Raw genomic sequence first — 23655 nt, 5'->3', positions numbered from 1 at the left:
TGAGAGGTTTGACCCATGAACTTCGATGACACCCCGCAGGAGGCCGCGTTTCGCGCCGAGGCGCGTGCGTGGATTTCGGCCAATGCGCCGAAGCAGTATGAGGACGAGCTGCGCGCGTCCTCGCTCGGCCGCACCGCGCTGAAGAACGCCAACATTCTGGACGTTGCCAAGGCCTGGCAGAAGAAGAAGGCCGATGCCGGCTGGGCCTGCCTGCACTGGCCGAGGGAGTATGGCGGCCGCGGCGCCTCTCCGATCGAGCGCGTGATCTGGCAACAGGAGGAGGGGCCGTTCGGCAAGCTCTCCGCGATGTTCATCATCGGCCACGGCATGTGCGGCCCGACCGTGATGGCCTACGCCTCCGAGGAGCATAAGCGGCAGTATCTGCCGCCGCTGGCCTCCGGCGAGAAGGTGTGGTGCCAGCTGTTCTCCGAGCCGGCCGGCGGCTCGGATGTCGCCGGATTGCGTACGCGCGCGGAGAAGCGCGGCGACGAGTGGGTGATCAACGGCCAGAAGATCTGGACCTCCGGCGCACACTACTCCGACTACGGCATCCTGCTGACGCGCACTGATCCGACCGTGCCGAAGCACAAGGGCCTCACCATGTTCTTCCTGGATATGAAGAGCCCGGGTGTCGAGGTCCGCCCGATCAAGCAGGCCAGCGGTCACTCGGATTTCAACGAGGTCTATTTCACGGATGTCGTGATCCCCGACTCGCAGCGGCTCGGCGCCGTGAATGACGGCTGGAACGTCGCGCTCACCACCTTGATGAACGAGCGCATGTCGATCGGCGCGGGTGTTGCCACCGGCTTCCCCGAGCTGTTCGACTTCTGCTCCAACATCATGCTCGACGACCGTCCCGCGATCGAGGACCGCAACGTGCGCTCCAAGCTGGCGAGCTGGGCGGTGAAGGCGAGCGGGCTGAAATACACCAGCATGCGCGCGATCTCCGCGCTGTCGAAGGGCGAGCGTCCCGGCCCGGAGAACTCGATCGGCAAGCTGGTGGCCGGTTCGATGGTGCAGGACGTCGCGACCTACGCGCTCGATCTGCAGGGCGCCGCCGGCGTGCTCAGTGGCCCCGAGGCGGAGGCCGCCGGCAAATTCCAGGCGATGCTGCTGCGCGCGCCCGGCACCCGCGTCGAAGGCGGCACCGACGAGATCATGCGCAACATCATCGCCGAGCGTGTGCTCGGCCTCCCCGGCGACATCCGCGTCGACAAGGACCTGCCGTTCAATCAGGTCCCGACCAAGGGACGCGCCTAAGACCCTCATCCTGAGGAGCTGCGCAGCAGCGTCTCGAAGGATGAGGCCGACATCACGGGCCTCATGGTTCGAGACGGCGCCAAGGGGCGCCTCCTCACCATGAGGATCTGGCACCCAAGAGGGTCCTGCACACCGACCATGAACACGCCATTCGGCGTGTTCATGGAGAGGAGATATATCCAACAAAGTCGTAGGGCGGGTTAGCGCAGCGTAACCCGCCGATGGCTTGAACTATGCCAGTGATGTGGCGGGTTACGCGTTCGGCTAACCCGCCCTACGCATATCAAGTGAGGGCTAGGGCATGAACTTCGACGATACCCCGCAGGAAGCCGCCTTCCGCGAGACCGCGCGCGCCTGGGTCGCGGCCAACGCGCCCAGGGAGTTGGAGGAAGAGCTCGCGAGCTCCTCGCTCGGGCGCATCCGGCTGAAGCATGCCGACATCGTCGATGTCGGCAAGGCCTGGCAGAGGAAGAAGTCCGATGCCGGCTGGGCCTGTCTGCACTGGCCGAAGGAGTATGGCGGCCGTGGAGCTTCGCCGATCGAGCGCGTGATCTGGCAGCAGGAGGAGGGCGTCTACGGCAAGCTGACGCAGCCGTTCCAGATCGGCGAGGGCATGTGCGGCCCGACCCTGATGGCGTATGGCAGCGAGGAGCATAAGCGGCGCTATCTGCCGAAACTCGCCTCCGGCGAGGAGATCTGGTGCCAGCTGTTCTCCGAGCCCGCGGGCGGCTCGGATGTCGCGGGCCTGCGCACCCGCGCCGAGCAGCGCGGCGACGACTGGGTGATCAACGGCCAGAAGATCTGGACCTCCGGCGCCCATTACTCCGACTACGGCCTCTTGATCACGCGCACCGATCCCAATGTGCCGAAGCACAAGGGGCTCACGATGTTCTTCCTGGACATGAAGAGCCCGGGTGTCGAGGTCCGTCCGATCAAGCAGGCCAACGGCATGCAGGAGTTCAACGAGGTCTATTTCACGGATGTGGTGATCCCGGACGCCCAGCGGCTCGGCGCGGTCGGCGACGGCTGGAACGTGTCGCTGACGACCTTGATGAACGAGCGCATGTCGATCGGCGCGCGGCTCGCGACTGGCTTCCCCGAGATGTTCGAGTTCTGCTCCAACTTGATGACCGACAACGGGCTCGCGATTGACGATCGCGCCACGCGCTCCAAGCTGGCGTCGTGGGCGGTGAAGGCGAGCGGGTTGAAGTACACGAGCTACCGCGCGATCTCGGCGCTGTCCAAGGGTGACCGGCCCGGGCCTGAGAACTCCATCGGCAAGCTGGTCGCCGGCGTCATGCTGCAGGACATCGCGAGCTACGCGATGGACCTCGAAGGCGCCGCCGGCGTGCTCACCGGCGCCGACGAAGAGACGACGCAGGGCCAGTTCCAGCAAATGCTGCTGACGGCGCCCTCGATGCGCATCGCCGGCGGCACCGACGAGATCCTGCGCAATATCATCGCCGAGCGCGTGCTCGGCCTGCCGGGTGACATTCGCGTGGACAAGGACGTGCCGTTCAACAAGGTTCCGACCAAGGGACGCAATTAGACCCTCATCCTGAGGAGCTGCGCAGCAGCGTCTCGAAGGATGAGGCCCACTGTGGCCTCATGGTTCGAGACGGCGCTCCGCGCCTCCTCACCACGAGGGGACGCAATTGCGCCAAATTGAAAGTGATCTCCATGACCGCAGCATCGGGCGCTGCCCAGAGCGACGACCCCATCACCACGCTCGAAGACCTCATGGCTGCGCGCTTCTCCTGCCGCAGCTTCCGAGCCGAGCCCGTGCCGCGCGCGACCATCGAGCGCATCCTCACCGCTGCGCAGAAGACCGCGTCCTGGTGCAACAGCCAGCCGTGGCGCGTCGAGATCACCTCGGGTGCGGCGACCGAAGCCTTCCGCAAAGTCATGTATGCTGCGGCATCGAGCGGCAAGCCGGCCTCGGGCGATTTTCCGTTTCCGCGTGAATACAAGGGCGTCTATCTCGACCGCCGGAGGGAGAGCGGCTTTCAGCTCTACAACGCGCTCGGGATCGAGCGCGGCGACAAGGCCGGCTATGCCCGGCAGGCGCTGGAGAACTACAATTTGTTCGGCGCGCCGCATGTGGCGATCATCCATAGCGACGAGGCGCTCGGCACCTATGGAGCGATCGATTGCGGCGGCTATGTCACGAGCTTCATGCTGGCCGCACAGGCGCTGGGCGTCGCCACCGTGCCGCAGGCCGCGCTCGCCTTTCACGCCGATGTGGTGCGGCAGCATTTCGGCCTCGGTGACGACCGCAAGGTCGTCTGCGGCATCTCGTTCGGCTATGCCGATCTCGGCCACAAGGCCAATTCCTATCGCACCGGTCGCGCCACGCTTGCGGAGACCGTCCACTTCGTGGACGAGTAGACCGATCGCGAAGCGCCAAGCCGAGATTCAAGGCGCCGAGCTCTGCGATCGAGAAGTGTTGATCGGATGTTTCGATCGCGGCCAAGCTGCGAAGCCGGTGTTGCGCGCAGCTGAACGCCGATGGAGACGGGCTGCGGCGGCCGCGGGGTCGCCGCGAAAGCTGCCCTGGAAATCAAGGCCTTGGCCCGGCACTCGCGTTTGACGCGCGCCACGCGGCGCGGCAATTTGGCGCGATGTTCATCACCGTCCTAGTGGCTGCTGTCGGACCCCTTGGGCGCGCATTTTTCCTTGAGCTCGTGGGCTTCGAGCAATGATATTGACAAAATCCTCTCTAACATTTTGAGTTGCATTGCCCGAGCGTCGACGATGCAGAATTGCAGACGCTCGATGATCTTCTCGATTGAAGGTTCAGTCACGGTTCAAAACCCGAAGTGTCAGCGATGGATTCCATGAACACGCCGTCCAACCTCTACGCCCTCGAGGTGGATGAGGCGACGCTCCTTGGTCACCGCCTCTTGAAGGCGTTCCACAGGCTGAGGCTGACGCGGCACCGGGAGCAGCTCATTGCGCTGGCTGAACGGCTGGTGGAAGATGAAGAAAGATATCCGGCAGGGCCTGGCGGCTGACCTCTTCGAGCCCCTGCCACGTCAAGGTCGGGCGTGTCAGGCCGATCTGGGCGCAAAGCGATTTCCACGTCGTCTCGTCGCAATCGACCAGCACCGCCATCACTGCCATCCCGTCCATCATATGCGGGACTCCCAGCGGCCGCGCCTTCCAGCCGCATTTTTCGAACCGCGGCAGCCACCAGGTTTCGAGCACGATCGAGAAGCCCGTCAGTCCGATCGAGATGCCGTACTCCATGATGGCGGTCAGCAGCAGCAGGTCGACCCGCGGACCGGCATGCTCGCCGCGGCGCTCGGGGATCACGAAGATGCGTGACAGCTCGTAAACGTCCGGCCGCTGGATCGGTCCACGCAGGTTGAGATAGGGAAAGATCTCGCTCATCAGCGTCGGCAGCAGCGTGGGCACCGCGCGCATCGCGCCGATCAACTGGCCGTTGTCGATGCAGAACAGGTAGACCGCATCCTCGGTATCGAACTGGTCAATCTCGCGTCCGTCCGGGCGGTCGAGGTCCATCCACTTGCGCTGCTTGACGTAAATATCGTGACGCAGCCGGTAATAAGGATCGAAATATTTTTCGTAGAGCGCGCGATTATCTTTTCGAACGACATGAATCTCAGGCATCGAAACCCCCGGTCGTCTGAAGCAACTTGGGGTTTGCAGATTGCTGATGTGCTCGACTTGATCCAGTGGCAAAAACGCCAGATCAGATCGAGATCTCGCCGTTGACAAGAGCGGTGGCAACCGTCGCAGTCTTGTTCTTGGTGGCGAGCTTGCGCTGGGCCTCTTCGAGGTGCCAACGCACGTTGCGTTCGGAGACGCCGAGGATGCGCGCGGTCTCCCAGGCCGTCTTGCCGCGTGCGGCCCAGCACAGCACCTCGGCCTCCATGCGCGACAGGCGTCGACCCTGGCCGCTCGCCGCCGCGCGCGCCAATGCGCGCAGCCTCGAATGGGTGAAGATGCTGATGAGATGCAGCGCGCCGCGGGCATCGGGCGCGAGGTTGGGCTCCTCGCCGGCGAGGCTCACTGCGCCGACCGCGTCGTCGTAATGGATCGGCACGCAGAAGCCTTCGCGCAATCGGAAATCGCGAGCCCGCGTCATCACCCGATGGGCGCCCGGCTCTTCGTTCCGGTCATAGGGAACTTCCGACCAGGCGAATGGATTCAAGGTCGAGAGGCAGTGCCGCGGGATTGGATCGTAGCGGTGAAACTGCTCTCGCGCATACAAGTCGAACCACTCCCGGGGCCAGCCATTGGCCAGGATGGTCTGCTGCAGCGATTGGCCGGTCGCCGGCACGCCAGCCATGATGTAGGCATGGAAGCCCAGGTCACCGATCATCTTCTCGAATTGGGAGAGCACGCTGGCGCTGGTCTCCGACGCTTCGATCGCGTCGACATAGTCCAGAGCCCGGCGTCCCCAATACGCATCTATCACTTGCATGTGAAAGTCTCCGCCCAAAGCCAAGCTAGCTACGGACAAAAGGCTGTCAACCGCAAATTGGAAGTTTAAGTCGATAGTTCGTCCAACGTGTGTCGGCACACCGGCTGGATACAGCGGGATGTATGCAAAATAACGCTGAAAAAACCACTCATTGCGCTCAAAACCGCGGCGCTCGCTTTTCTGCAAACGATCTCATTCCTTCGCGGATCTCGTCGCCGCTGAGGCTGTCCTGATGTCTGCGACGAGCCGCCGCATCGTCCAGCGCCCCGCGGGCAAACTCGTTGATCGCGCGCTTCATGCCGCGCATGGCGGCAGGCGCATTGCCGGCGAGCTGCGTTGCTAATCGGTCCACCTCGGCATCGAGCGCGTCGGCCGCGACCATGCTGGTGAGATAGCCGATGCGCAGCATCTCGGCCGCGCCGATCTTCTCGGCGGTGAGGAACAGGCGCTTGGCATTGTCGACGCCGAGCCGGGAGACGTAGCGCTTGATGCCGCCGGGGTAGTAATGCAGGCCGAGTCGCGCGGCGGGCATGAACATCTCGGCCGTCTCGACGCCGATGCGGAAATCGCACGCCAGCGCGAGGTCGGTCGACCCGCCATAGATCCCGCCATTGATCCGGCAGATGGTCGGCAGGGCCAGGTCTTCGAGCCGGTCCGCGACCGCTTCGAAGGACGGCCCCGCGCCGCCGGCCGGGCTCGTCTCGGCGCCGCCGATCGAGCCGAGGTCAAAGCCGGCGCTGAAGGCCCGGCCTGTTCCGGTCAGCACCAGCACACGCAAACTGGCGTCTGCCTCGACCCGATCGAACAAGCCCATCAGTGCGCCCAGATCCTCCGGTTGCAGCCGGTTGAGATGGCGCGGACGGTTGAGCCGGATGGTGGCGCGCGGGCCCTCGATGCTGAGAAGCGGCGGGCTCGGCGCATCGTCAGCGGGGGTGATCCGGTTCGTCATGTCCTGTTCTCGTTCTCGAGGGCGCGGCGCTGTGCTTCGGCGTCGATGCTCTGCACCAGGTCGGGGTGTCGCGCCATCAGCACGCGAAAATCGACGAGGTCGAGGACCAGCAGCTTGGACAGCGTGGTCGTGGTGATGTTGGCCGAGCGCAGGCTGTTGCCGAGCAGCGCCATCTCGCCGAAGAACGCGCCTTCGCCCAGCCGCACCTTCTTGCCGGGCAGCTCGACCTCGACCTCGCCGGCGGCGATGAAATACATGCAGTCGCCCGGCGTTCCCTTGCGGATGATGGTGATGCGGGGCGGCAGGTCGATGGCGCGGAGCATCTCGGTGACGTCGGCGATCGTCGCCGGTCCGAGGGTGGCGAAGAACGGCACCCGTCCGACCAATTCCCACGTCTTCAGGAAGTTCTCGCGGCGGGTCTCGGCGGCGAAGCTGGTGGCCAGGATACCGGTCCACAGGCCGAACACGCCGAGGCCCGAGATCATCACCATGGCGGCCACGAGCCGCCCCAGCGGCGTGATCGGCACGACGTCGCCATAGCCGGTGGTGGTAAGGGTGACCACGGCCCACCACATCGCCGAGGGAATGGTGCCGAAGGTCGCCGGCTGCGCATCGTGCTCGAGCGCATATTCGGCGACCGAGCCGAGAAACAAGACCAGGAGGAACAGCACCAGCACCGACAGCAATGGCCGCGCTTCGACCACCATCACCCGGCGCAGCCGGCGCAGGCCGGGGACGCCCGGAATGACCTTGAGGACCCACGCAGCTCCCCACAGCCAGGCCGTCCGCGCCGGGACCCCGGAGAGCAGCGCGACCGGGACGGCCAGGGCGCAGACCGCATCGAGCAGGCCGCCGCCGAAGATGAGGTAGCCGGCAAGCCGGCGTGTTCTCATCGCCCGCTGAACCCGGATCGTCCATTCGACGACGAAGAAGCCAAGGCAGGCCCATAACAGGGCGAGGATCCATACGCCTACGGCCGCGAAGACCGGGTCGACCGTCGACAACACCACGCCGCTGATGCCGAGCAGCACGGCCATATTGGCGGCCGCGGTCATGTTTCGTCCGGCCGTCGCCTCAATGAATGCGGCCAGGGCGGGCATGGACTGCGGTTTGGTCATTGGAGGCGGGAGCCCGTCACTGTTTCCAAGCCGCTGGGAGTGCGGCGGCGCCAAACTGCCCTGAGCGGGGAACACGCGTCAACGATGCCGCGCGCGCGGCGGCGAAAGCTCGTGAACGGGCGCGCATGGGAGGCGGCTTCGATCTGGGAATTTTCAGGTCTCGGCTCGAATACCGGTTCAAACGTCGTCTGTTGGCCGTATAGCAGAAGGCGGCGTAGACACGCTAAACTAGCCGAGGCAAGAAACTAGCTGATGCAAGGCTCGGACCTCGGCGTCCGCTGAACCTTGCATCCCCAAAGTCTGGTTGATCCCGATGGATACCTCACACCTGGTCGAACATGCAGGCGCCGCCGGCAGCCTCTTCGCATCGATCTTCGTGGTCGCCACGCTGTCGATGCGGACGATGATTCCGCTGAGGGTGTTCGCCATCCTCACCAACATCGTGCTGATCGCGACCGCCATCCCGATGCACAATTATCCCGTCCTGATCCTGCACGGCGTGCTGCTGCCGCTGAACAGCTACCGCCTGCACCAGATGCTGCAGCTGGTCCGCGACGTGAAGCAGTCGGTCAACAGCGATCTCTCCATGGAATGGCTGAAGCCGTTCATGACCGAGCGCAAATGCGGTCCGGGCGAGGTGCTGTTCTACAAGGACGAGAAGGCCGACAGCATGTATTACATCGTCAGCGGCCGCTTCCGCCTGGTCGAATCGGGCATCGAGCTGCCGGTCGGCGCCATCGTCGGCGAGTTCGGCATGATCTCGCCGTCCAATACGCGCACACAGACCTTGGAATGCGTCGAGGGCGGGCTGATCCTGTCGGTGTCCTACGATCAGGTCGAGCAGCTCTACGTCCAGAACCCGGCCTTCGCGTTCTACTTCCTGCGCCTCGCCAGCGCCCGGCTGTTCCAGAACATCGAGACGCTCGAGCGGCGGCTGGCGCAGCAGACAGCCGCTGCGCCCATCGCCAAATCGGCCTGATCCGGGGAGCCTGGAGCCCAGTGGAAAGCGTCCGGTCCTCGCTCCGCTACCTGTTCGCCGATGTCATCGGCGACCATGAGGGTGAACCGCCTTTTTTGCCGGAGGGCCTGTCGGAGGCCGCAGCCGAGGCGGTGAGCGATGGCATTCATCTCCTGACGGAGTACCAGGGCGCGAGCTATGCGCAGCTCTATGTCGATCGCATCAAGCGGTTCGTGCGCAGACCGGACGTCGATGCCGCCATGCTGTGCGAGATCGCGCAGCACCTTGCTGCGCGCATGGCCTATGAGGACCTGATCCGGATCGCTCAGCTTCGACTGATGAGCCTCGAGCGCGGGCGCAGGCCGGGCGGCCGGGAGACCGACGACGTCAGGCGGTTTCGGCTCGACGAGCTGCTCGGCGCGCTGCCGCAGGCGATCGCCGATTCGATGATGACGGGATTCGAGCAGATCGGCTGGCTCGGCCGCCGCCGGATCAAGGTCCGTTTCTCCGTCCGGTCGCGCTTTGCGGTGCGTCGCCTGAAGCTGATGGCCGGGCTGCGGCGCTGGCGGCTGCAGTCGGTGCGCTACGCCGAGGAGCGGGCCTGGGTGGAGCGGTGGCTGCACATGATCGCGCGCGCGCTCGACAAGCAGCCCGCGGCGGCGCACGCCGTGATCGAGACGGCGACGATGATCCAGGGGCAGGGCGACGCCTACCGCCAGGGGCTCGCGGATTGGCATGCCATCATCGACGGCCTCGCCAAGCCGACCTTCGACGGCGTGCTGCCGATCTCCGATCTCGCCGCCGCGATCACCGAGGCCCGCGCGGTGGCGCTGGCGGAACCCGGGCAGGGCGCACTGAAGCGAACGATTGCGCAGATCCGTGCGCGGGCGCAGCCGGCGCCGAGCAGCAACGCGGCGGAGTGAGTCACTGCTGAGCGCCGCAAATCGGCAGCTCGGCAGGTAACCTTACCTCTCGCGGAAAGTGTGGGAAGGGTAGCAGAGTGCGCTTTGAGGTTCCCTTTCGCGTGCAATTCGCCGGCAGAGATGTCATAAGCGTCGCATACGCGTCGAATTGGCCGGGTATTCTCATCAGATTGCGCTGAACGCCTCCAGTTCCCGGTGCGTCCAAGGGTTAGTCGTAGCGAGAGCGTCAGCTTTGTCTTTTCCCGCTTTGTCGTCGCAGGTTCCGGTTGGTGCGCTGGTCGGCTGGATGCTGCTGCTCACCTTCAAGCACATCATTGGCGACTTCGTGCTGCAGAACGCCTGGATGGCCTATGGTAAGGACCAGCGGAAAGGCTGGGCGCTGCCGCTGCTGGTGCATTGCCTGATTCATTTTGCGGTGGCCCTGGTGCTGATCCTGATCGTCGCGCCGAAATTCTGGTTCGTCGCCGCGATCGACTTCGCCATTCACATCACCATCGATCGCATCAAGGGCATCTGCTCGTCGCGCTTCGGCATGACCATCGAGCATCCCTGGTTCTGGACCCTGATCGGCGTCGACCAGGCGCTGCATCACCTCACCGGTTTCGGACTCTCGATCTTCATGGCGGCGAACGGCTGAGAGCCGTGCAGGGAACCGCGCCGGAGCTGCCGGCCGGCGTTGTGCCCGCTCTTCAACATGGTTAACCCCGCGTTAGCGATTCGCGTTGCATCCTTCATACAAGAGGATCAGCCGATGCTTCCAAGCCGTAGTGCCTTCGACAGCGATGCCTGCCCGGTCGGCGAGGAGCTTCTCGGCGCGCTGTACCGCGCCGATGAAAACGGATTGCCTGCATTGGTCGAGAGCGTCTCCGCCGACGTCCGGGCGATGCTCGCACTGTTCTGCTACCGGCGCACCCATCTGCATTCACTTGCGCTGGCGATCGCCTCCACCTGCACCGAGCACGATCTGTTGCAGTTCGGCGGTCGCGTCGGCACCGCGCTCTACGCGCAGTCCCGCGGCAGCAAGAGCGGGCGGGTCAGCCCGCTGTCCAGCAAAAAGCCGATCTCGTTGTCGACCAAGCCGCTGTCGGCCGTGGCGCCGCTGGATGACGATCTCGACGATGACCTCGCGCCCGTCACCGCCTGAGCCCGCTCACGGCAGCGCCGGCAAGCCGAACTTGCGCCGGGCCATCGCGCACTCATCATCGCCCGGCACGCAGATCCGGCATACTTCGGGGCGAATAGCGTAGATCCGGCAAGCGACGGCGCGCCCGATCTCGCCGTCCAACGCGCAGCAACGGTCGTTCTCGCAGCGCATCCCGGACAGCCGCTCATTGACCAGCTCGGCCGGAATCAGATCCAGCGCCTCATCCTCCTCGATCGTGAAGCGCGGCCAGTTCGACGAATAGCCGCAGCATGCGCCGCAGCTTTGACAGGGACTGTTGTCCGTTACGTCAGACAACGGCTCAGACATCCTTGGGAACCTCCCAGACCAGGCTGCGCCGCCATTTCGCCCGCAGCGCTTCGCGGCGCTCGGGATATTTGTCGTCCAGATAGTCCGCTTCGACCACGCGGTCCGTTCTGAAGCTACGAAAGTCGCGGCGCAGCTCGCACCAGGCGGCGAGGATGCGGACCGCATCGTGATAGCCGATCGCGATCGGCCAGATCACGCGCTCGCTCTCGCGGCCGTGCTCGTCGCGATAGCGTAGCTTGATCTTGCGGCCCTCGTGAATCTGCGAGCGTGTGCGCGACATGTCGATGCGGTCGGGCTCGCGGGTCCAGGGCCGCGGCGCCCGGCTGGCCGGCTCCAGCACGAACGGCCGCAAGCGTTCCGGCACCGTGTCGGCGATCTTGGCCATCAGATCCTCCGCCGCGCGGGCGAGCACCGGATCGGCGTTGACCGACACCCATTGTGCGCCGAGCACAGCCGCCTCGATCTCGTCCGGCGTCAGCATCAATGGCGGCAGATCGAAGCCCTTCTCCAGGATGTAGCCCATGCCGGCCTCGCCGCGGATCGGCACGCGCTGGCCGATCAGGGTGGCGATGTCGCGATAGATCGTGCGCTTCGACGTCTCCAGCTCGGCCGCGATCGCATCCGCGGTCAACGGCCGGCGCGTGCGTCTCAGCACCTGGATGATCTGGAACAGCCGGTCGGCGCGTCTCATGGTGTGTCCCCGCGGAAGCGATCACCCCGCCGCTGCTGACACGATGTTGGCAGCAGCCCGTCCTTATACCGGGCCAACAACAGGATTGAAGGGGTGATGTCGATGATGATGTTTTATGGCCTTGGCCTTGCCACCACGCTACTGCCGCTGCTGACACCATGGTGGCAGCAGCATCTGCGTAGCCTCCGCCGACTGCTCAGGAAGTCGGGAGTGCTGTCATGATCACGCTGTTTGGTTTGGGCGCGGGCTTCGGCCTGCCGGAGATCAGCCCCTTCGTCACCAAGACGGAGGTGCAGCTGAAGATGGCAGGCCTCGCCTATCGGAAGCAGCGGGCGATGCCGCCGGCCTCGCCGAAGGGGCAATTGCCCTTCATCGATGACGGCGGCGCGCTGATTGCGGACTCCACCTTCATCCGCGCTCACATCGAGCGCAAATACGGCTTCGACTTCGATGCCGGTCTCGATGTGCGCGCGCGGGCGCAGGCCTGGGCGCTCGAGCGCATGATCGAGCATCATCTGTATTTCGCTCTGGTCGGCGCGCGCTGGGTCGATCCCGTCAACTTCGCCAAGGGGCCGTCGCATTTCTTCGACGGCGCGCCGGCCGATCGCCGCGAGAAGCTGCGCGAGGACGCGCAGTTCCGCGTCGCCGAAAACTATTTGATCTCCGGGCTCGGCCGCCATGCGCCCGACGAGGACATCGATCTCGCCGCACGCTCGCTGCGCGCGCTGTCGGTGCAGCTCGGCGAGCGGACCTATCTGATGGGCGACCGCCCGTGCGGCACCGACGCGACCGCTTTCGCCGTCATCGCCGGCATCCTCACGCCGTTCTTCGAGTCCGAGCTGCGCCGTCGCACCGAAGAGTTCGTCAACCTGGTGGCCTACGTCGATCGCTTGATGGCCACGTATTTCCCGGAGTTCGAGTGGGGCAGGGCGGCGGAGGCCGCCTGAGCTACACGGTGGGCGCGACGGGCTCGCCCTTCAACCGCGCCAGCTCCGCCTCGAGCTCCGCGATCCTGGTGTCGCGCACAGCCAGCGCCTCCGCGACATCGGCGGCATCGAACTTCTGCGGGATGTGCTGCGGGCAATTGGTGTCCCAGGCCTCGATCGTAAACAGGATCACCTGCTCGGGCCGCGCCTTGTAGCCTCTCGGCATCAGCGAGGCCGTCAGCGCATCATCATCCTCGACCACGCGCGCCGTGCCCCAGATCTTCACGCGGCGGCGATGCGCGTAGTCCATGACGAAGATGTAGGCGCGCGGGTTCTCCGACAGGTTGCCCTGCGTGATGTATTGCCGGTTGCCGCTGAAATCGGCGAACGCCAAGGTGCGGCTGTCGAGCACCTTGAGAAAGCCCTTCGGCCCGCCGCGATGCTGGATGTAGGGCTGGCCGTCGGCCGAGGCGGTGGCGAGATAGAAGCTGGTGGCCTCGGCGAGGCGGCCGGCCAGATCGGCATCGACCTCGTGGCGGAAGCCGCGGGTCTCTTCGACATGGGCATAGCTGTCGCGCGATCCCTTGCGGGCCTGGATCGCCCTCGCGGCGGTTGAGAACATGACGTCGCCGGGAGTGCGGATATCTGTCTGGGTCATCGCAATGACTCCTTGTCGCTGCGGCAGTGCCTGCCGCCGTGATGCCAATATGGTCCCAGATCACGGCTGAAATAATCCGGACAGTTGACACTGGATCATTGCAAATGCTGCAATGATCGGATGGACCGCATCGATGCCATCAAGGCCTTCGTCACGGTGGCCGACCTGAACGGGTTCGCGCCGGCGGCGCGGCGCATGAAGCTGTCGCCCTCAGCGGTGACACGGCTGATCGCCGCGCTGGAGGAGCATCTCGGCGTCCGCCTGCTGCAGCGCACGACCCGCTCGGTCACGCTCACCGATGCCGGCCGGCGCTACCTCGAACGCACCAGGCGCATCCTGGCCGATCTCGAGGAGGCTGAGCTCGCTGCCGCGAGCGAGCGGCTGCAGCCGGTCGGGCGTCTCGTGGTGTCGGCCCCGGTCGGCTTCGGCCGGCTGCATGTCGGTCCCGTCATGGCCGCCTATCTCGGCCGCTATCCGGAGGTCGCCGCCGAGCTGCGCCTCGAGGACCGCCAGGTCAATCTGGTCGAGGACGGCATCGACTGCGCGGTGCGCATCGGCCATCTCGGCGATTCCTCGCTTGTCGCCCGCCAGGTCGGCAGCATGCGGCGGATCGTCGTCGGTGCGCCTGCCTACTTCAAGGCCAGCGGCGAGCCGCGCGCACCGGATGCCCTCGTCAAGCACCAGGCCATCCAGTTCGGCCATGCCACCGATTGGCGCTTCGTTAGGGATGGCGAGGAGCAGCGCATTACGCTCAGCCCAAGGCTCGTCACCAACAATGCGGACGCTGCCGTCCAATACGCCGAAGCCGGCGGCGGGGTAACGCGCGTGCTGGCCTATCAGGCGGCCGAGGGGCTGCGCACCGGCCGCCTCAAGCGCGTGCTGGCGAAATACGAGCTGCCGCCGCTGCCGATCCACATCGTGTTTCCGAGCTCCCGCCTGCTCTCGGCCAAGGTCCGCGCATTCATCGATTTGGTCCTTGAGACCTGCAACTGGCGCTTCGGCTGACGTGTCACGGCTTCTTCGGCACGACGCGAAACGTCGCATTGGCCCGCGCGATCACGGCGTCGTCGGCCAGCACCAGGCTCTGCACGAAGCACACCGTGCGCCCGCTCTTGATGACGTCGCTCTCGACGCTCAGCCATTGCCCGATGCCGGCGCTGCCGATATAGTCGACGGCGAGGTTGATCGTGACCAGCGAGACCTCCCAGCCCAGCGCCTGGGCGCAACTGTAGCCCATGGCATTGTCGGCGAGCGAGGCGATCAGCCCGCCATGGATCAGCCCGCGCGAATTGGTGTGCGGCGTCGCCAACCGCAGGCCGAGGATGACGGCCGTGTCGGTTCTCTTCGCATAAAGCGGCTCCCAGGGATCGGTGAACGGGCTCTTGCGGAAATGCGGCTCGAAGCCGGCCGGAATGGTGCTCATGCGCGCCTCTATCATTGCTGACGATGTCAGCATTGAACGATGTCCGCGCGTGCTTTGCACCGCCTACAAAGTTTCAAACGTGTTTTGCGCGTCCGTTTCAAACGGGTGCAGTCGGCACCGGAGCGCATGGCGCATGTTGTCGCAGGGCACCCGTCGACGTGCGGCAATCCCGCAGTGTATCGGTCGGCCCGTACAATTTCGGGTGAAGTCGAGATCCTTAACGTGTTAATGAAATCGCCATCAGCCTGCAACTTTCGTCCGTCAGACTTGCATCGGCTGCAGCGATAAGCTCCGCTTGGCGCGAGCGATGGTGGCAAGTCTGCCGCCGCGCTTGCAATGATCGTTATATGCTATAACAATGAAGTAAAGGGCCCTCGAAGGCCCGTCGATGGAGGAGAACATCCCGATGAGGAAGACGCTTCTGGCGTTGGCGCTGGCTGCCGGTGTGACCACCCCCGCGCTCGCGCAGGACAAGACGTTCGATCTGAAGATTTCGCACTGGGTCCCGGCGAGCCATCCGCTACAGAAGGCGCTGGAGGATTGGGCCGCGTCGGTCGAGAAGGCCTCCGGCGGCACCATCAAGGGCAAGGTGTTTCCGGCCCAGCAGCTCGGCAAGGCTTTCGACCATTACGACATGGCGCGCGACGGCATTGCCGACGTCACCTACGTCAATCCCGGCTATCAGCCCGGCCGTTTCCCGATCATCGGCGCCGGCGAGCTGCCGTTCCTGGTCTCCGACGCCAAGGGCGGATCGGAAGGTCTCGACGCGTGGTACCGCAAATATGCCGAGAAGGAGATGAAGGACGTCAAATACTGCCTCGCCTTCGTGCATACGCCGTCCTCGCTGCACACCCGGACCAAGAAGGTCACGATGCCCGAGGACCTCAAGGGCATGAAGATCCGTCCGGCGGATGCGACCATTGCGAATTTCGTCACCCAGCTCGGCGGCACCAATGTGCAGTCGTCGGCGCCGGAGGTGCGCGACATCATCGAGCGCGGTGTCGCCGACGGCGTGTTCTTCCCGGCCGGCTCGCTGGTGCTGTTCGGCGTCGACAAGGTCACCAAATTCCACATCGACGCCCCGATGTACGTGACGACCTTCGTGTTCGTCATGAACAAGGACAAGTACAACCAGATGTCGGCGGCGCAAAAAAAGGCGATCGACGACAACTGCAACACCGAGGCCGCCGGCAAGGTCGGCGAGCCCTGGGGCAAGTTCGAGGACGCCGGCGTCGACAAGATCAAGGCGCAGGCCGACCAGGAGGTCTACAAGCTCACCCCCGAGCAGACCGCCGCCTGGAAGAAGGCCTCCGAGCCGCTGTTCAAGACCTGGGCCGACGGCGTCAAGAAGACCGGCGTCGACGCCGACGCCGCCATGACCGAGCTGAAGGCCTCGCTCGCCAAGTACAACGCCTTGGCGCAGTAGCCTCTCTCGTCACCCAAGCTATCGCGCGGCAGACGGTGCGCTCCCTCTCCCCGTCCTTCACGGGGAGAGGGTCGGGGTGAGGGGCAACGGCACGGGCGGTGCTCGCGGCCAGACCTGTACCTCTCCATCAGCGTATTGCCGGGCGGCTGCCCCTCACCCCAACCCTCTCCCCGCCCTGGCGAAGCTTCGCTTCGCAAGGGCGGGGCGAGGGAGCCCACCGCCTGCTGCGCAGCAGCTCGCTTCAATCTCTCAGACGTTTGACTTGAGAACGGACACGCCATGCAGCGCGCCTTCATGGATCGGATCATCGACGGGATCGAGTGGATCGCCGCGTTCTTCGTCGGCATCGTCGCGCTCGACATCTTCCTGTCGGTGCTGCTGCGCAACACGCTGAACTACGCGATCCCGGACTCGTTCGACATCGGCCGCATGCTGCTCGGCATCCTGATCTTCTGGGGGATCGCCGCGACATCGTATCGCGGTACCCACATCACGGTCGATCTCGTCTGGGGCAATGTCGGTCCGCGCTACCAGCGCTGGATCGACATCTTCGCCACGCTCGTCCTGCTGTTCGTCGTCACCGTGCAGACCTGGACCTTGTTCGACAAGGTGCGCGGTACCTATGAGGACAACGTCCTCACCTTCGACCTGCACATGCCGACCTGGCCGTTCTTCGCCATCGCCTGGATCGGCGACGTCTCGGCGGTGCTCCTGATCGCCATCCGGACCTATCGCCTGATCTTCCATCCCGAGGAGATTCATGACCCTCACGTCAAGCCCACGGAGTAGTGCCGCATGAGCACGGATGCGGTTGCCGTCATCGGCTTCGTTGCCCTGTTCGCCCTGATGCTGTTGCGCGTGCCCGTCGGCATGGCGATGGGCCTCGTCGGCGTCTCCGGCTTCGCCTATCTCGTCAACGGCACGGCGGCGCTGAAGCTGGTCGGCCAGACCTCGATGCGCACGGTCACGGACTACACGTTCGGCGTGATCCCGATGTTCCTGCTGATGGGAACGTTCGTCTCCAACTCCGGCATGAGCCGCGAGCTGTTCCGCGCCGCCAACGGCTTCGTCGGGCATCTCCGCGGTGGCCTCGGCATCGCCACGGTGGCAGCCTGCGGTGGCTTCGCGGCGATCTGCGGCTCCTCGGTGGCGACCGCCGCGACCTTCTCCGCGGTCGCCTATCCCGAGATGCGCCGCTTCGGCTATCCGCAATCCTTCGCCACCGGCGTCATCGCCGCCGGCGGCACGTTAGGCGCGATGCTGCCGCCGTCGACCGTGCTCGCGGTCTACGGCATCATCACCGAGCAAGACATCGGCAAGCTGTTCATTGCCGGCATCATCCCGGGCCTGCTGGCGATGACCATGTACATGATCACCATCACGGTGATCGGCAAGGTCAGGCCGGATTTCCTCCCGAAGGGCGAGGCGCCGCCGTGGCGCGAGCGCATCGCGGGACTGAAGGGCATCTGGGCGCCGGTGCTCTTATTCCTGTTCGTGATCGGCGGCCTCTACGGCCTGCCCTTTCTGCCGCGCTTCACGCCGACCGAGGCCGGCGGCGTCGGCGCCACCGGCGCGTTCCTGATCGGCGTGTTCACCGGTCGGCTGGACAAGGAGAAGATCCTGGCCTCGCTGCTGCAGGCGACGCGCACCGCGGCGGCCGTGTTCACCGTGCTGATCGGCGCGCTGATCTTCGGCTACTTCCTGACGGTGACGCAGACGCCGCAGAAGGTGACCGAATTCCTCACCGGCCTCGGCCTCGGCCCCTACGGCGTGCTGGCGCTGATCATGGTGATGTATCTCGTGCTCGGCTGCCTGATGGACGCCATGGCGATGATCATCCTGACCGTGCCGATCATCTTCCCGGTGATCTCGCATCTCGGCTTCGATCCGATCTGGTTCGGCGTCATCATCGTGATGACCGTCGAACTCGGCCTGATCCATCCGCCGGTCGGCATGAACGTGTTCGTGATCAAATCGGTGGTGAAGGACGTGTCGTTCTCGACGATCTTCAAGGGCGTGCTGCCCTTCGTCGCCACCGACCTGATCCGCCTGGTGATCCTGATCGCCTTCCCGCTGCTCGCCACCTGGCTGCCGCAACAGATGATGAACCGATGACCACGCCCGTTCTCGAAACCAAGTACGTCTTCACCCTGACCGTGATGATCGGCGCCGTCACCTCGGCCGGCGAGACCGGCATCGGCGTGCGCCGGATCATTCCGATCCATGGCGGCGATGTGAAGGGCCCGGGCCTGAACGGCGAGGGCGTCAGCGGAAAAATCTGCAATTTCGGCGCCGACTTCCAGGTCATCCGTCCCAACGAGCTGATCGACCTCGAAGCCAAATACGCCTTCGAGACCGACGACGGCGCCACCATCTATGTCGAGAACCGCGGCATCCGCTTCGGACCGGTCGACCTGCTGCAGAAGCTGAAGCGCGGCGAGCCCGTCGATCCCAAGCTGATCTACTTCCGCACCCATCCGCGCTTCGAGACCGGCCACGACAAATATCGCTGGCTGATGGAGCACGTCTTTATCGGCTCCGCCGCCCGCCACGCCGACCGCGTCATCATCGACGTGCACGTGGTGCTGTAGACGGCAGTCTCCGTCAAGCGATCAGAGAGGGCGGTGTGAGTTTGGCGCTCGCCTGTCCCAGCATCGTCATGGCCGGGGCTTGTCCCGGCCATCCACGTGGTGCGGCATCCTGGGAACGACGTGGATGCCCGGGACGAGCCCGGGCATGACGGAGTAACTCACTGACAGCAATGTTCGTCGCGACAGCTTCGGAGGCGCGACAGTCCGAAGACTAGTCCTCGTCGTCCCAGCTCGAGGCGCGGCCGTACCCGCCATGGTCGCAATTGCGGTCACGGTAGGCCGGAACGTAGCGGTAACCCTCATAGCCGTAGCCGTCATACGCCGCGTCGCGATAGTGCGAGCGGTATTGGTATTGCGGCCGGTACTGGTATTGCGAGCGGTACACCGGTGCGGGCTCATAGGCTTGCGCTTCCGACGCGATGGCGCCGCCCACGAGCGCGCCGACCAGGAGACCACCGATGAGCGCCGCGTTGCGGCCGTCATGCGCCTGGGCCGGCGCCGCGCCGGCGAGCAGGGTGGCGGTCACGGCGAGCGCGGCAACGCCGCCAGCGAGAGAAGTCTTCAGCGAAACCATGGTCCCCTCCATTGGGAAGTGTGGTGACGATCAACGTTCTATCGCGTGCGCTTTGAAGCCACCCTGAATGGGGTGTTGTGGGCCGTTCATCTGCGAAGTCGCGTCAGGCCGGCAACCGCGTGGACCTGGGGCGTCGTTGCTCCGGGGGCACCGGCCGGCCCGGGCCTGCGGGCGACATCATCGGGGCGAGGTGCTATGAACGGGTCTCAACTGACGAGCCGCGCTATGCACGACGAAGTATGGTGGGAAGGCCCTTTGTGCGTCACCCACCCAATCAACGGACGAAGAATCGTTGGGATGTGCGAGGACGGCCAATGGCGCTGGGCTGTGTACGTCAACGGACCCGAGTGGCAGGATCAGCGCTTGTCCATTTTGTTTCCTGCTGGACAGACTGTCGAGATGGCAAGGAAGCTGGCATCTGAACTCGGCCCGAAGCGCGACCGCGATGAGCGGCAGTCGGCATCTGAGTTGCTTGGACAGATCAAAGCTCACCCTAGTCTTCTTCAACAGTTTCTCATGTGTGAGTGCACGCCTCACGTGAGAGAGCTCTTGATGCGTGCGATGGCTGAGCCGTCGGCATCTCGATGGTGTTTTGAATTCAACCGGTTCGAAGTTTCGCTCCACTCCGACGGAGAGACGGTTCTGATCTTGGACATCTTGGATCCATCTGCGGCAGGCGAGCAGCGGGTCACCGCCCAGCAATTCTTGCAGGACTTGTCGCGATGCTGCGCCACGTAAATCCGCTGGCTTCAGCTACAGCAGATTGCCCAGTTCAAGGCTCAACTCTGCCTCGGGTCAAAAGCGTCCCATGCGTACCCAGGAAGGTGACGGAGCGTGACCGGCGGCCGCATATCACTTCCGAGACAACGGAATTCTGAAAAATAAAAATGTCTTGCGGTTCGTCGGAAATCATGATTTGATCCAGTCATCCCGTCCCGAGCCGAGGGGCGTTGCGCGCGATCGTCACGACACGCGGGGCGGGGAGCGGTGGCCGCGATCATGCCGCAGCGTGGGCGAAAGCTCGCGCGGACGAACGGCGTGTCGCGGACGTGAAGTCGTGTGGTCCTGACCTCCCGGTGCCGAGGTCAAGTGGACGTCAGCGCGCGGAGCGCTGTGTCGAACGACGGGGTCAATCAGCCGGTCCCCGAGGAGAGCGCGAAGGAAGCGTGAAAACCATCGCGCAGGGAAGGCCGGGCGTTCTCCGGCTGCACCTGTGGTACCTGCCGCCTGCATTCTTGTTAGCAGGCGGGCCGCAGGCGTCAGCCGACGCCTGGCCTTCCCTGCGCCCTCTGCACGAGAGGGTGAACGATCAGCAAGCCCCGGGCGCGAAACCGCCGCGGGAATGCCGCATCATGTCATTTGCCTTTGCGCTGCCGGGGCTTACGATGCGGCGCGTGCGCCTTGCGTAGTTCATTCGGCGCCGTTCATTTTGCATTGCACAACACGATCTCGGGCGACGCTTATTGACTCCTACAAAGATCGTTATAAAACATAACTATTCTGAACAGGACACAATAGATCCCATGGGAAACGCCGACACGACGCCGACAGGCGATCCGTCTCTGCTGCAGATCGAACAGCAGGGCGCGGTCCTGACGATCGGGCTGAACCGCCCGGCCAAGCGCAATGCGCTCAATGACGGCATCATCCTCGCGATCGGCGAGTGCTTCACCTCTCTGCCCGACGACATCCGCTGCGTCGTGATCCACGGCCTCGGCGACAATTTCTCCTCCGGCCTCGACCTCTCCGAGCTGCGCGAGCGTGACGCCACCGAAGGCCTGGTGCACTCGCAGATGTGGCACCGGGTGTTCGACCGCATCCAATATTGCCGCGTGCCGGTCATCGCCGCGCTGAAGGGCGCCGTCATCGGCGGCGGCCTCGAGCTTGCCTGCGCCGCGCATATCCGCGTCGCCGAACCATCCGCCTATTTCGCGCTGCCCGAGGGCCAGCGCGGCATCTTCGTCGGTGGCGGCGGCTCGGTCCGCTTGCCGCGCCTGATCGGCGTCGCCCGCATGATGGACATGATGCTGACCGGCCGCGTCTATTCGGCGACCGAAGGCTCGTCCTACGGCTTCGCGCAATATCTGGTCGAGGCCGGCGGCGCGATGACCAAGGCGCTGGAGCTCGCGGCCAAGATCGCGAACAACGCGCCGCTGACCAACTTCGCCGTGCTGCAGGCGCTGCCGATGATCGCGGAAGCCAATCCGCAGACCGGCCTGCTGATGGAATCGCTGATGGCCACCGTCGCGCAGAGCGACAAGGAGGCCAAGGGCCGCATTCGCGCTTTCCTCGATCACAAGACAGCCAAAGTGAAGCCGACGTGACATGACCGCGCAAACAACAACAATCACACAGGGGGGAACGGACAACACGGCGCGCAGCGCCAGTGTTCATCCGTTGCGCGCCATCTCCTTCAATGATCCCGTCGTCAACGTCGAACGCCGCGACGACGGCACCATCTATCTCCGCCCCAAGCAGCCGCTCGGCGATTTCCCGCAGCGCATCACCGACCGTCTGCATCACTTCGCCAAGGAGACGCCGGAGCGCGTGTTCATGGCGGAGCGCGTCGGTCCCGAGGGCTGGCGCGAGCTGAGCTACGGCACCTTGCTGGCGGCGAGCCGGCACATCGCCTCCGGCCTGCTCGCCCGCGGCCTGTCGCCGGACCGCCCGGTGATGATCCTCTCCGGCAATTCGATCGACCATGCGCTGGTCGCGTTCGGATCGCTCTATTCAGGTGTGCCGTTCTGCCCGGTGTCGCCTGCCTATTCGCTGGTGTCGCGCGACTACGGCAAGCTCGCTTATCTGATGAAGCTGCTGACGCCCGGCCTCGTCTTCGTCGACGACGCCGACAAGTTCGCGGACGCGCTGATCGCGAACGTCCCCGAGGGCGTCGAGATCGTCGCGTCGTTCGGCTCCGTGCCGGGCCGCAAGGTCACGATGCTGTCCGAGCTGATCGCCTCGCCGCTGTTCGCCGGCCTCGATGCCATCCATGACAAGATCGGCCCGGACACGATCGCGAAATTCCTGCTGACCTCAGGCTCGACCGGGAATCCCAAGGCCGTCATCAACACCCAGCGCATGATCTGCGCCAACCAGGTGATGATCCGCGAGACGCTCGCCTTCCTGAAGGACGAGCCGCCTGTCATCGTCGACTGGCTGCCGTGGAATCACACCTTCGGCGGCAACCACAACATCGGTCTCACGCTGTTCAATGGCGGCTCGATGTATCTCGACCAGGGCAAGCCGGTGCCTGGCGGCATCGAGGAGACCGTGCGGAATCTGCGCGACATCTCGCCGACCGTCTATTTCAACGTCCCCAAGGGCTACGAGTCGCTGCTGCCGTATTTCCGCGAGGACGTAGGGTTGCGGAAGACATTCTTCCGCAGGCTGCACGCGATGTTCTTCTCCGGCGCGGCCCTCGCGCCGCATGTCTGGAACGAGCTCGACGAGCTCTCGGTGTCCGAGACGGGATATCGCGTGCCGATGCTGACCGGCCTCGGCTCAACCGAGACCGCGCCATTCTTCATGTCGGTCAATCCGCGCACCAGCCGCTCCGGCCACGTGGGTTTGCCGGTGCCGGGCAACGAGGCCAAGCTCGTGCCGAACAACGGCAAGATGGAAGTGCGCGCCAAGGGCCCGAACGTCACCCCCGGCTATTGGCGTATTCCCGAAGTCTCGGCCGCCGCCTTCGACCCCGAAGGCTACTACCAGATGGGCGACGCGCTGAAGCCCGCCGATCCCAACGACTTCAACGCCGGCTTCGATTTCGACGGCCGTGTCGCCGAGGACTTCAAGCTGGCGTCCGGCACCTGGGTTTCGGTCGGACCCTTGCGGGCGCGCTTCATCGCCGCCTGTGCGCCGCTGGCGCGCGACGTCGTCATCGCCGGCATCAACCGCGACGAGATCGCCGCCATCGTGGTGCTCGACCTCGACGGCTGCCGGCTGATCAACGCGACGCTGCCGTTCGACGATCTCGCCGAAACCGCGTCGGATCCGCTGATCGTGGCCGCGTTCCGCGAGCGCTTCACGAAATTCCTGAAGACCGCGACCGGCTCCTCGACGCGGATCACGCGCGCCGTGCTGCTCGGTTTGCCCTTGTCGATCGACAAGGGCGAGGTCACCGACAAGGGCTCGATCAACCAGCGTGCCGTGCTGGAGAACCGCAAGGACCTGATCGAGCGCATCTACGCGTCGACGCCGGACGACGACATCATCGTCGCCGGCTGATCAACGAAAT

Annotated in this window: 25 protein-coding genes; 16 read left to right on the top strand and 9 right to left on the bottom strand. The window is 64.8% G+C overall.

From position 1 onward, the window contains the following. The first annotated feature begins 15 nt into the window (after positions 1-15). From ACVILH_RS04175 to ACVILH_RS04165, 3 genes are all read left to right on the top strand, one after another. Positions 16-1260, top strand: a complete 1245-nt coding sequence (locus ACVILH_RS04175) for an acyl-CoA dehydrogenase (protein WP_456711753.1) — start codon at positions 16-18, stop codon at positions 1258-1260. A 301-nt stretch (positions 1261-1561) separates the two neighbouring features. Beyond that, entirely contained in the window at positions 1562-2809 is a 1248-nt protein-coding gene (locus ACVILH_RS04170; RefSeq protein ID WP_456711752.1) for an acyl-CoA dehydrogenase, read from the top strand. 191 nt (positions 2810-3000) lie between these two features. Then, positions 3001-3648: a nitroreductase gene (locus ACVILH_RS04165; protein ID WP_456716867.1), complete on the top strand. Its 648-nt coding sequence runs from the start codon at positions 3001-3003 to the stop codon at positions 3646-3648. A 561-nt stretch (positions 3649-4209) separates the two neighbouring features. Here the strand turns inward: ACVILH_RS04165 and ACVILH_RS04160 are convergent. The 4 genes from ACVILH_RS04160 to ACVILH_RS04145 all read right to left on the bottom strand — a co-directional run bounded on the left by ACVILH_RS04160 (position 4210) and on the right by ACVILH_RS04145 (position 7777). Then, positions 4210-4893, bottom strand: coding sequence for an acyl-homoserine-lactone synthase (locus ACVILH_RS04160; protein ID WP_006611329.1), 684 nt, complete (start codon positions 4891-4893; stop codon positions 4210-4212). A gap of 82 nt (positions 4894-4975) precedes the next feature. Next, positions 4976-5710 (bottom strand): LuxR family transcriptional regulator, encoded by a 735-nt coding sequence (locus tag ACVILH_RS04155; RefSeq protein WP_456716866.1) that lies wholly within the window; start codon positions 5708-5710, stop codon positions 4976-4978. A 157-nt stretch (positions 5711-5867) separates the two neighbouring features. Next, entirely contained in the window at positions 5868-6659 is a 792-nt protein-coding gene (locus tag ACVILH_RS04150) for an enoyl-CoA hydratase/isomerase family protein (RefSeq protein WP_456711751.1), read from the bottom strand. After that, on the bottom strand, positions 6656-7777 hold the full coding sequence (locus tag ACVILH_RS04145) for a cyclic nucleotide-gated ion channel (protein WP_456716865.1): 1122 nt from the start codon (positions 7775-7777) through the stop codon (positions 6656-6658). Before ACVILH_RS04145 ends, ACVILH_RS04150 begins: the two co-directional genes overlap by 4 nt. Positions 7778-8090: 313 nt before the next feature. Between ACVILH_RS04145 and ACVILH_RS04140 the strand changes: the two genes are divergently transcribed. From ACVILH_RS04140 to ACVILH_RS04125, 4 genes are all read left to right on the top strand, one after another. Continuing rightward, on the top strand, positions 8091-8756 hold the full coding sequence (locus ACVILH_RS04140; protein WP_456711750.1) for a Crp/Fnr family transcriptional regulator: 666 nt from the start codon (positions 8091-8093) through the stop codon (positions 8754-8756). Between the two features lie 20 nt (positions 8757-8776). Beyond that, positions 8777-9658: a DUF6537 domain-containing protein gene (locus ACVILH_RS04135; protein ID WP_456711749.1), complete on the top strand. Its 882-nt coding sequence runs from the start codon at positions 8777-8779 to the stop codon at positions 9656-9658. Between the two features lie 286 nt (positions 9659-9944). Beyond that, complete coding sequence (locus ACVILH_RS04130; RefSeq protein WP_456716864.1) at positions 9945-10295, top strand: DUF3307 domain-containing protein; 351 nt, start codon at positions 9945-9947, stop codon at positions 10293-10295. A gap of 114 nt (positions 10296-10409) precedes the next feature. Continuing rightward, a complete protein-coding gene (locus ACVILH_RS04125) occupies positions 10410-10802 on the top strand; it encodes a hypothetical protein (RefSeq protein ID WP_456711748.1) in 393 nt (130 codons plus the stop codon). A gap of 6 nt (positions 10803-10808) precedes the next feature. Here ACVILH_RS04125 and ACVILH_RS04120 read toward each other — a convergent pair whose 3' ends face one another. Together ACVILH_RS04120 and ACVILH_RS04115 are read right to left on the bottom strand one after the other, a co-directional pair. After that, the gene (locus ACVILH_RS04120; RefSeq protein ID WP_456711747.1) at positions 10809-11129 is read right to left on the bottom strand and encodes a YkgJ family cysteine cluster protein; all 321 of its coding nucleotides are present in this window, start codon (positions 11127-11129) and stop codon (positions 10809-10811) included. After that, positions 11122-11820: a helix-turn-helix transcriptional regulator gene (locus ACVILH_RS04115; protein WP_456711746.1), complete on the bottom strand. Its 699-nt coding sequence runs from the start codon at positions 11818-11820 to the stop codon at positions 11122-11124. The genes ACVILH_RS04120 and ACVILH_RS04115 overlap by 8 nt, the downstream gene beginning before the upstream one ends. Positions 11821-12038: 218 nt before the next feature. Here ACVILH_RS04115 and ACVILH_RS04110 point away from each other — a divergent pair, with 218 nt between their 5' ends. Beyond that, positions 12039-12767, top strand: a complete 729-nt coding sequence (locus tag ACVILH_RS04110) for a glutathione S-transferase family protein (protein ID WP_456711745.1) — start codon at positions 12039-12041, stop codon at positions 12765-12767. A gap of 1 nt (position 12768) precedes the next feature. Here ACVILH_RS04110 and ACVILH_RS04105 read toward each other — a convergent pair whose 3' ends face one another. After that, entirely contained in the window at positions 12769-13404 is a 636-nt protein-coding gene (locus tag ACVILH_RS04105; RefSeq protein ID WP_456711744.1) for a pyridoxamine 5'-phosphate oxidase family protein, read from the bottom strand. A 120-nt stretch (positions 13405-13524) separates the two neighbouring features. On the opposite strand from ACVILH_RS04105, the gene ACVILH_RS04100 reads away from it, so the two are divergent. Then, positions 13525-14409: a LysR family transcriptional regulator gene (locus tag ACVILH_RS04100; RefSeq protein WP_456711743.1), complete on the top strand. Its 885-nt coding sequence runs from the start codon at positions 13525-13527 to the stop codon at positions 14407-14409. Positions 14410-14413: 4 nt separating this feature from the next. Here the strand turns inward: ACVILH_RS04100 and ACVILH_RS04095 are convergent, their stop codons facing one another. Beyond that, the gene (locus ACVILH_RS04095; RefSeq protein WP_456711742.1) at positions 14414-14827 is read right to left on the bottom strand and encodes a PaaI family thioesterase; all 414 of its coding nucleotides are present in this window, start codon (positions 14825-14827) and stop codon (positions 14414-14416) included. A 406-nt stretch (positions 14828-15233) separates the two neighbouring features. Here ACVILH_RS04095 and ACVILH_RS04090 point away from each other — a divergent pair, with 406 nt between their 5' ends. The 4 genes from ACVILH_RS04090 to ACVILH_RS04075 all read left to right on the top strand — a co-directional run bounded on the left by ACVILH_RS04090 (position 15234) and on the right by ACVILH_RS04075 (position 18844). Beyond that, the gene (locus tag ACVILH_RS04090; protein WP_456711741.1) at positions 15234-16253 is read left to right on the top strand and encodes a TRAP transporter substrate-binding protein; all 1020 of its coding nucleotides are present in this window, start codon (positions 15234-15236) and stop codon (positions 16251-16253) included. A 279-nt stretch (positions 16254-16532) separates the two neighbouring features. Continuing rightward, positions 16533-17042, top strand: a complete 510-nt coding sequence (locus ACVILH_RS04085) for a TRAP transporter small permease (protein ID WP_257166279.1) — start codon at positions 16533-16535, stop codon at positions 17040-17042. A gap of 6 nt (positions 17043-17048) precedes the next feature. Then, a complete protein-coding gene (locus ACVILH_RS04080) occupies positions 17049-18368 on the top strand; it encodes a TRAP transporter large permease (protein ID WP_006611345.1) in 1320 nt (439 codons plus the stop codon). Then, complete coding sequence (locus ACVILH_RS04075; RefSeq protein WP_456711740.1) at positions 18365-18844, top strand: DUF3237 domain-containing protein; 480 nt, start codon at positions 18365-18367, stop codon at positions 18842-18844. The genes ACVILH_RS04080 and ACVILH_RS04075 overlap by 4 nt, the downstream gene beginning before the upstream one ends. A gap of 211 nt (positions 18845-19055) precedes the next feature. Here the strand turns inward: ACVILH_RS04075 and ACVILH_RS04070 are convergent, their stop codons facing one another. Further along, on the bottom strand, positions 19056-19418 hold the full coding sequence (locus ACVILH_RS04070) for a hypothetical protein (protein WP_456711739.1): 363 nt from the start codon (positions 19416-19418) through the stop codon (positions 19056-19058). Between the two features lie 363 nt (positions 19419-19781). Between ACVILH_RS04070 and ACVILH_RS04065 the strand changes: the two genes are divergently transcribed. The 3 genes from ACVILH_RS04065 to ACVILH_RS04055 all read left to right on the top strand — a co-directional run bounded on the left by ACVILH_RS04065 (position 19782) and on the right by ACVILH_RS04055 (position 23645). After that, positions 19782-20156: a hypothetical protein gene (locus tag ACVILH_RS04065; RefSeq protein WP_456711738.1), complete on the top strand. Its 375-nt coding sequence runs from the start codon at positions 19782-19784 to the stop codon at positions 20154-20156. Between the two features lie 785 nt (positions 20157-20941). Beyond that, a complete protein-coding gene (locus tag ACVILH_RS04060) occupies positions 20942-21742 on the top strand; it encodes a crotonase/enoyl-CoA hydratase family protein (protein WP_456711737.1) in 801 nt (266 codons plus the stop codon). 1 nt (position 21743) lies between these two features. Next, positions 21744-23645: a feruloyl-CoA synthase gene (locus ACVILH_RS04055; protein WP_456711736.1), complete on the top strand. Its 1902-nt coding sequence runs from the start codon at positions 21744-21746 to the stop codon at positions 23643-23645. The last annotated feature ends 10 nt before the right edge of the window (positions 23646-23655 follow it).

The sequence above is a fragment of the Bradyrhizobium sp. USDA 4353 genome, from assembly GCF_054063215.1.
Note: the sequence above shows the minus strand (reverse complement) of the source record. Positions and strands in the feature narration are given on the sequence as shown.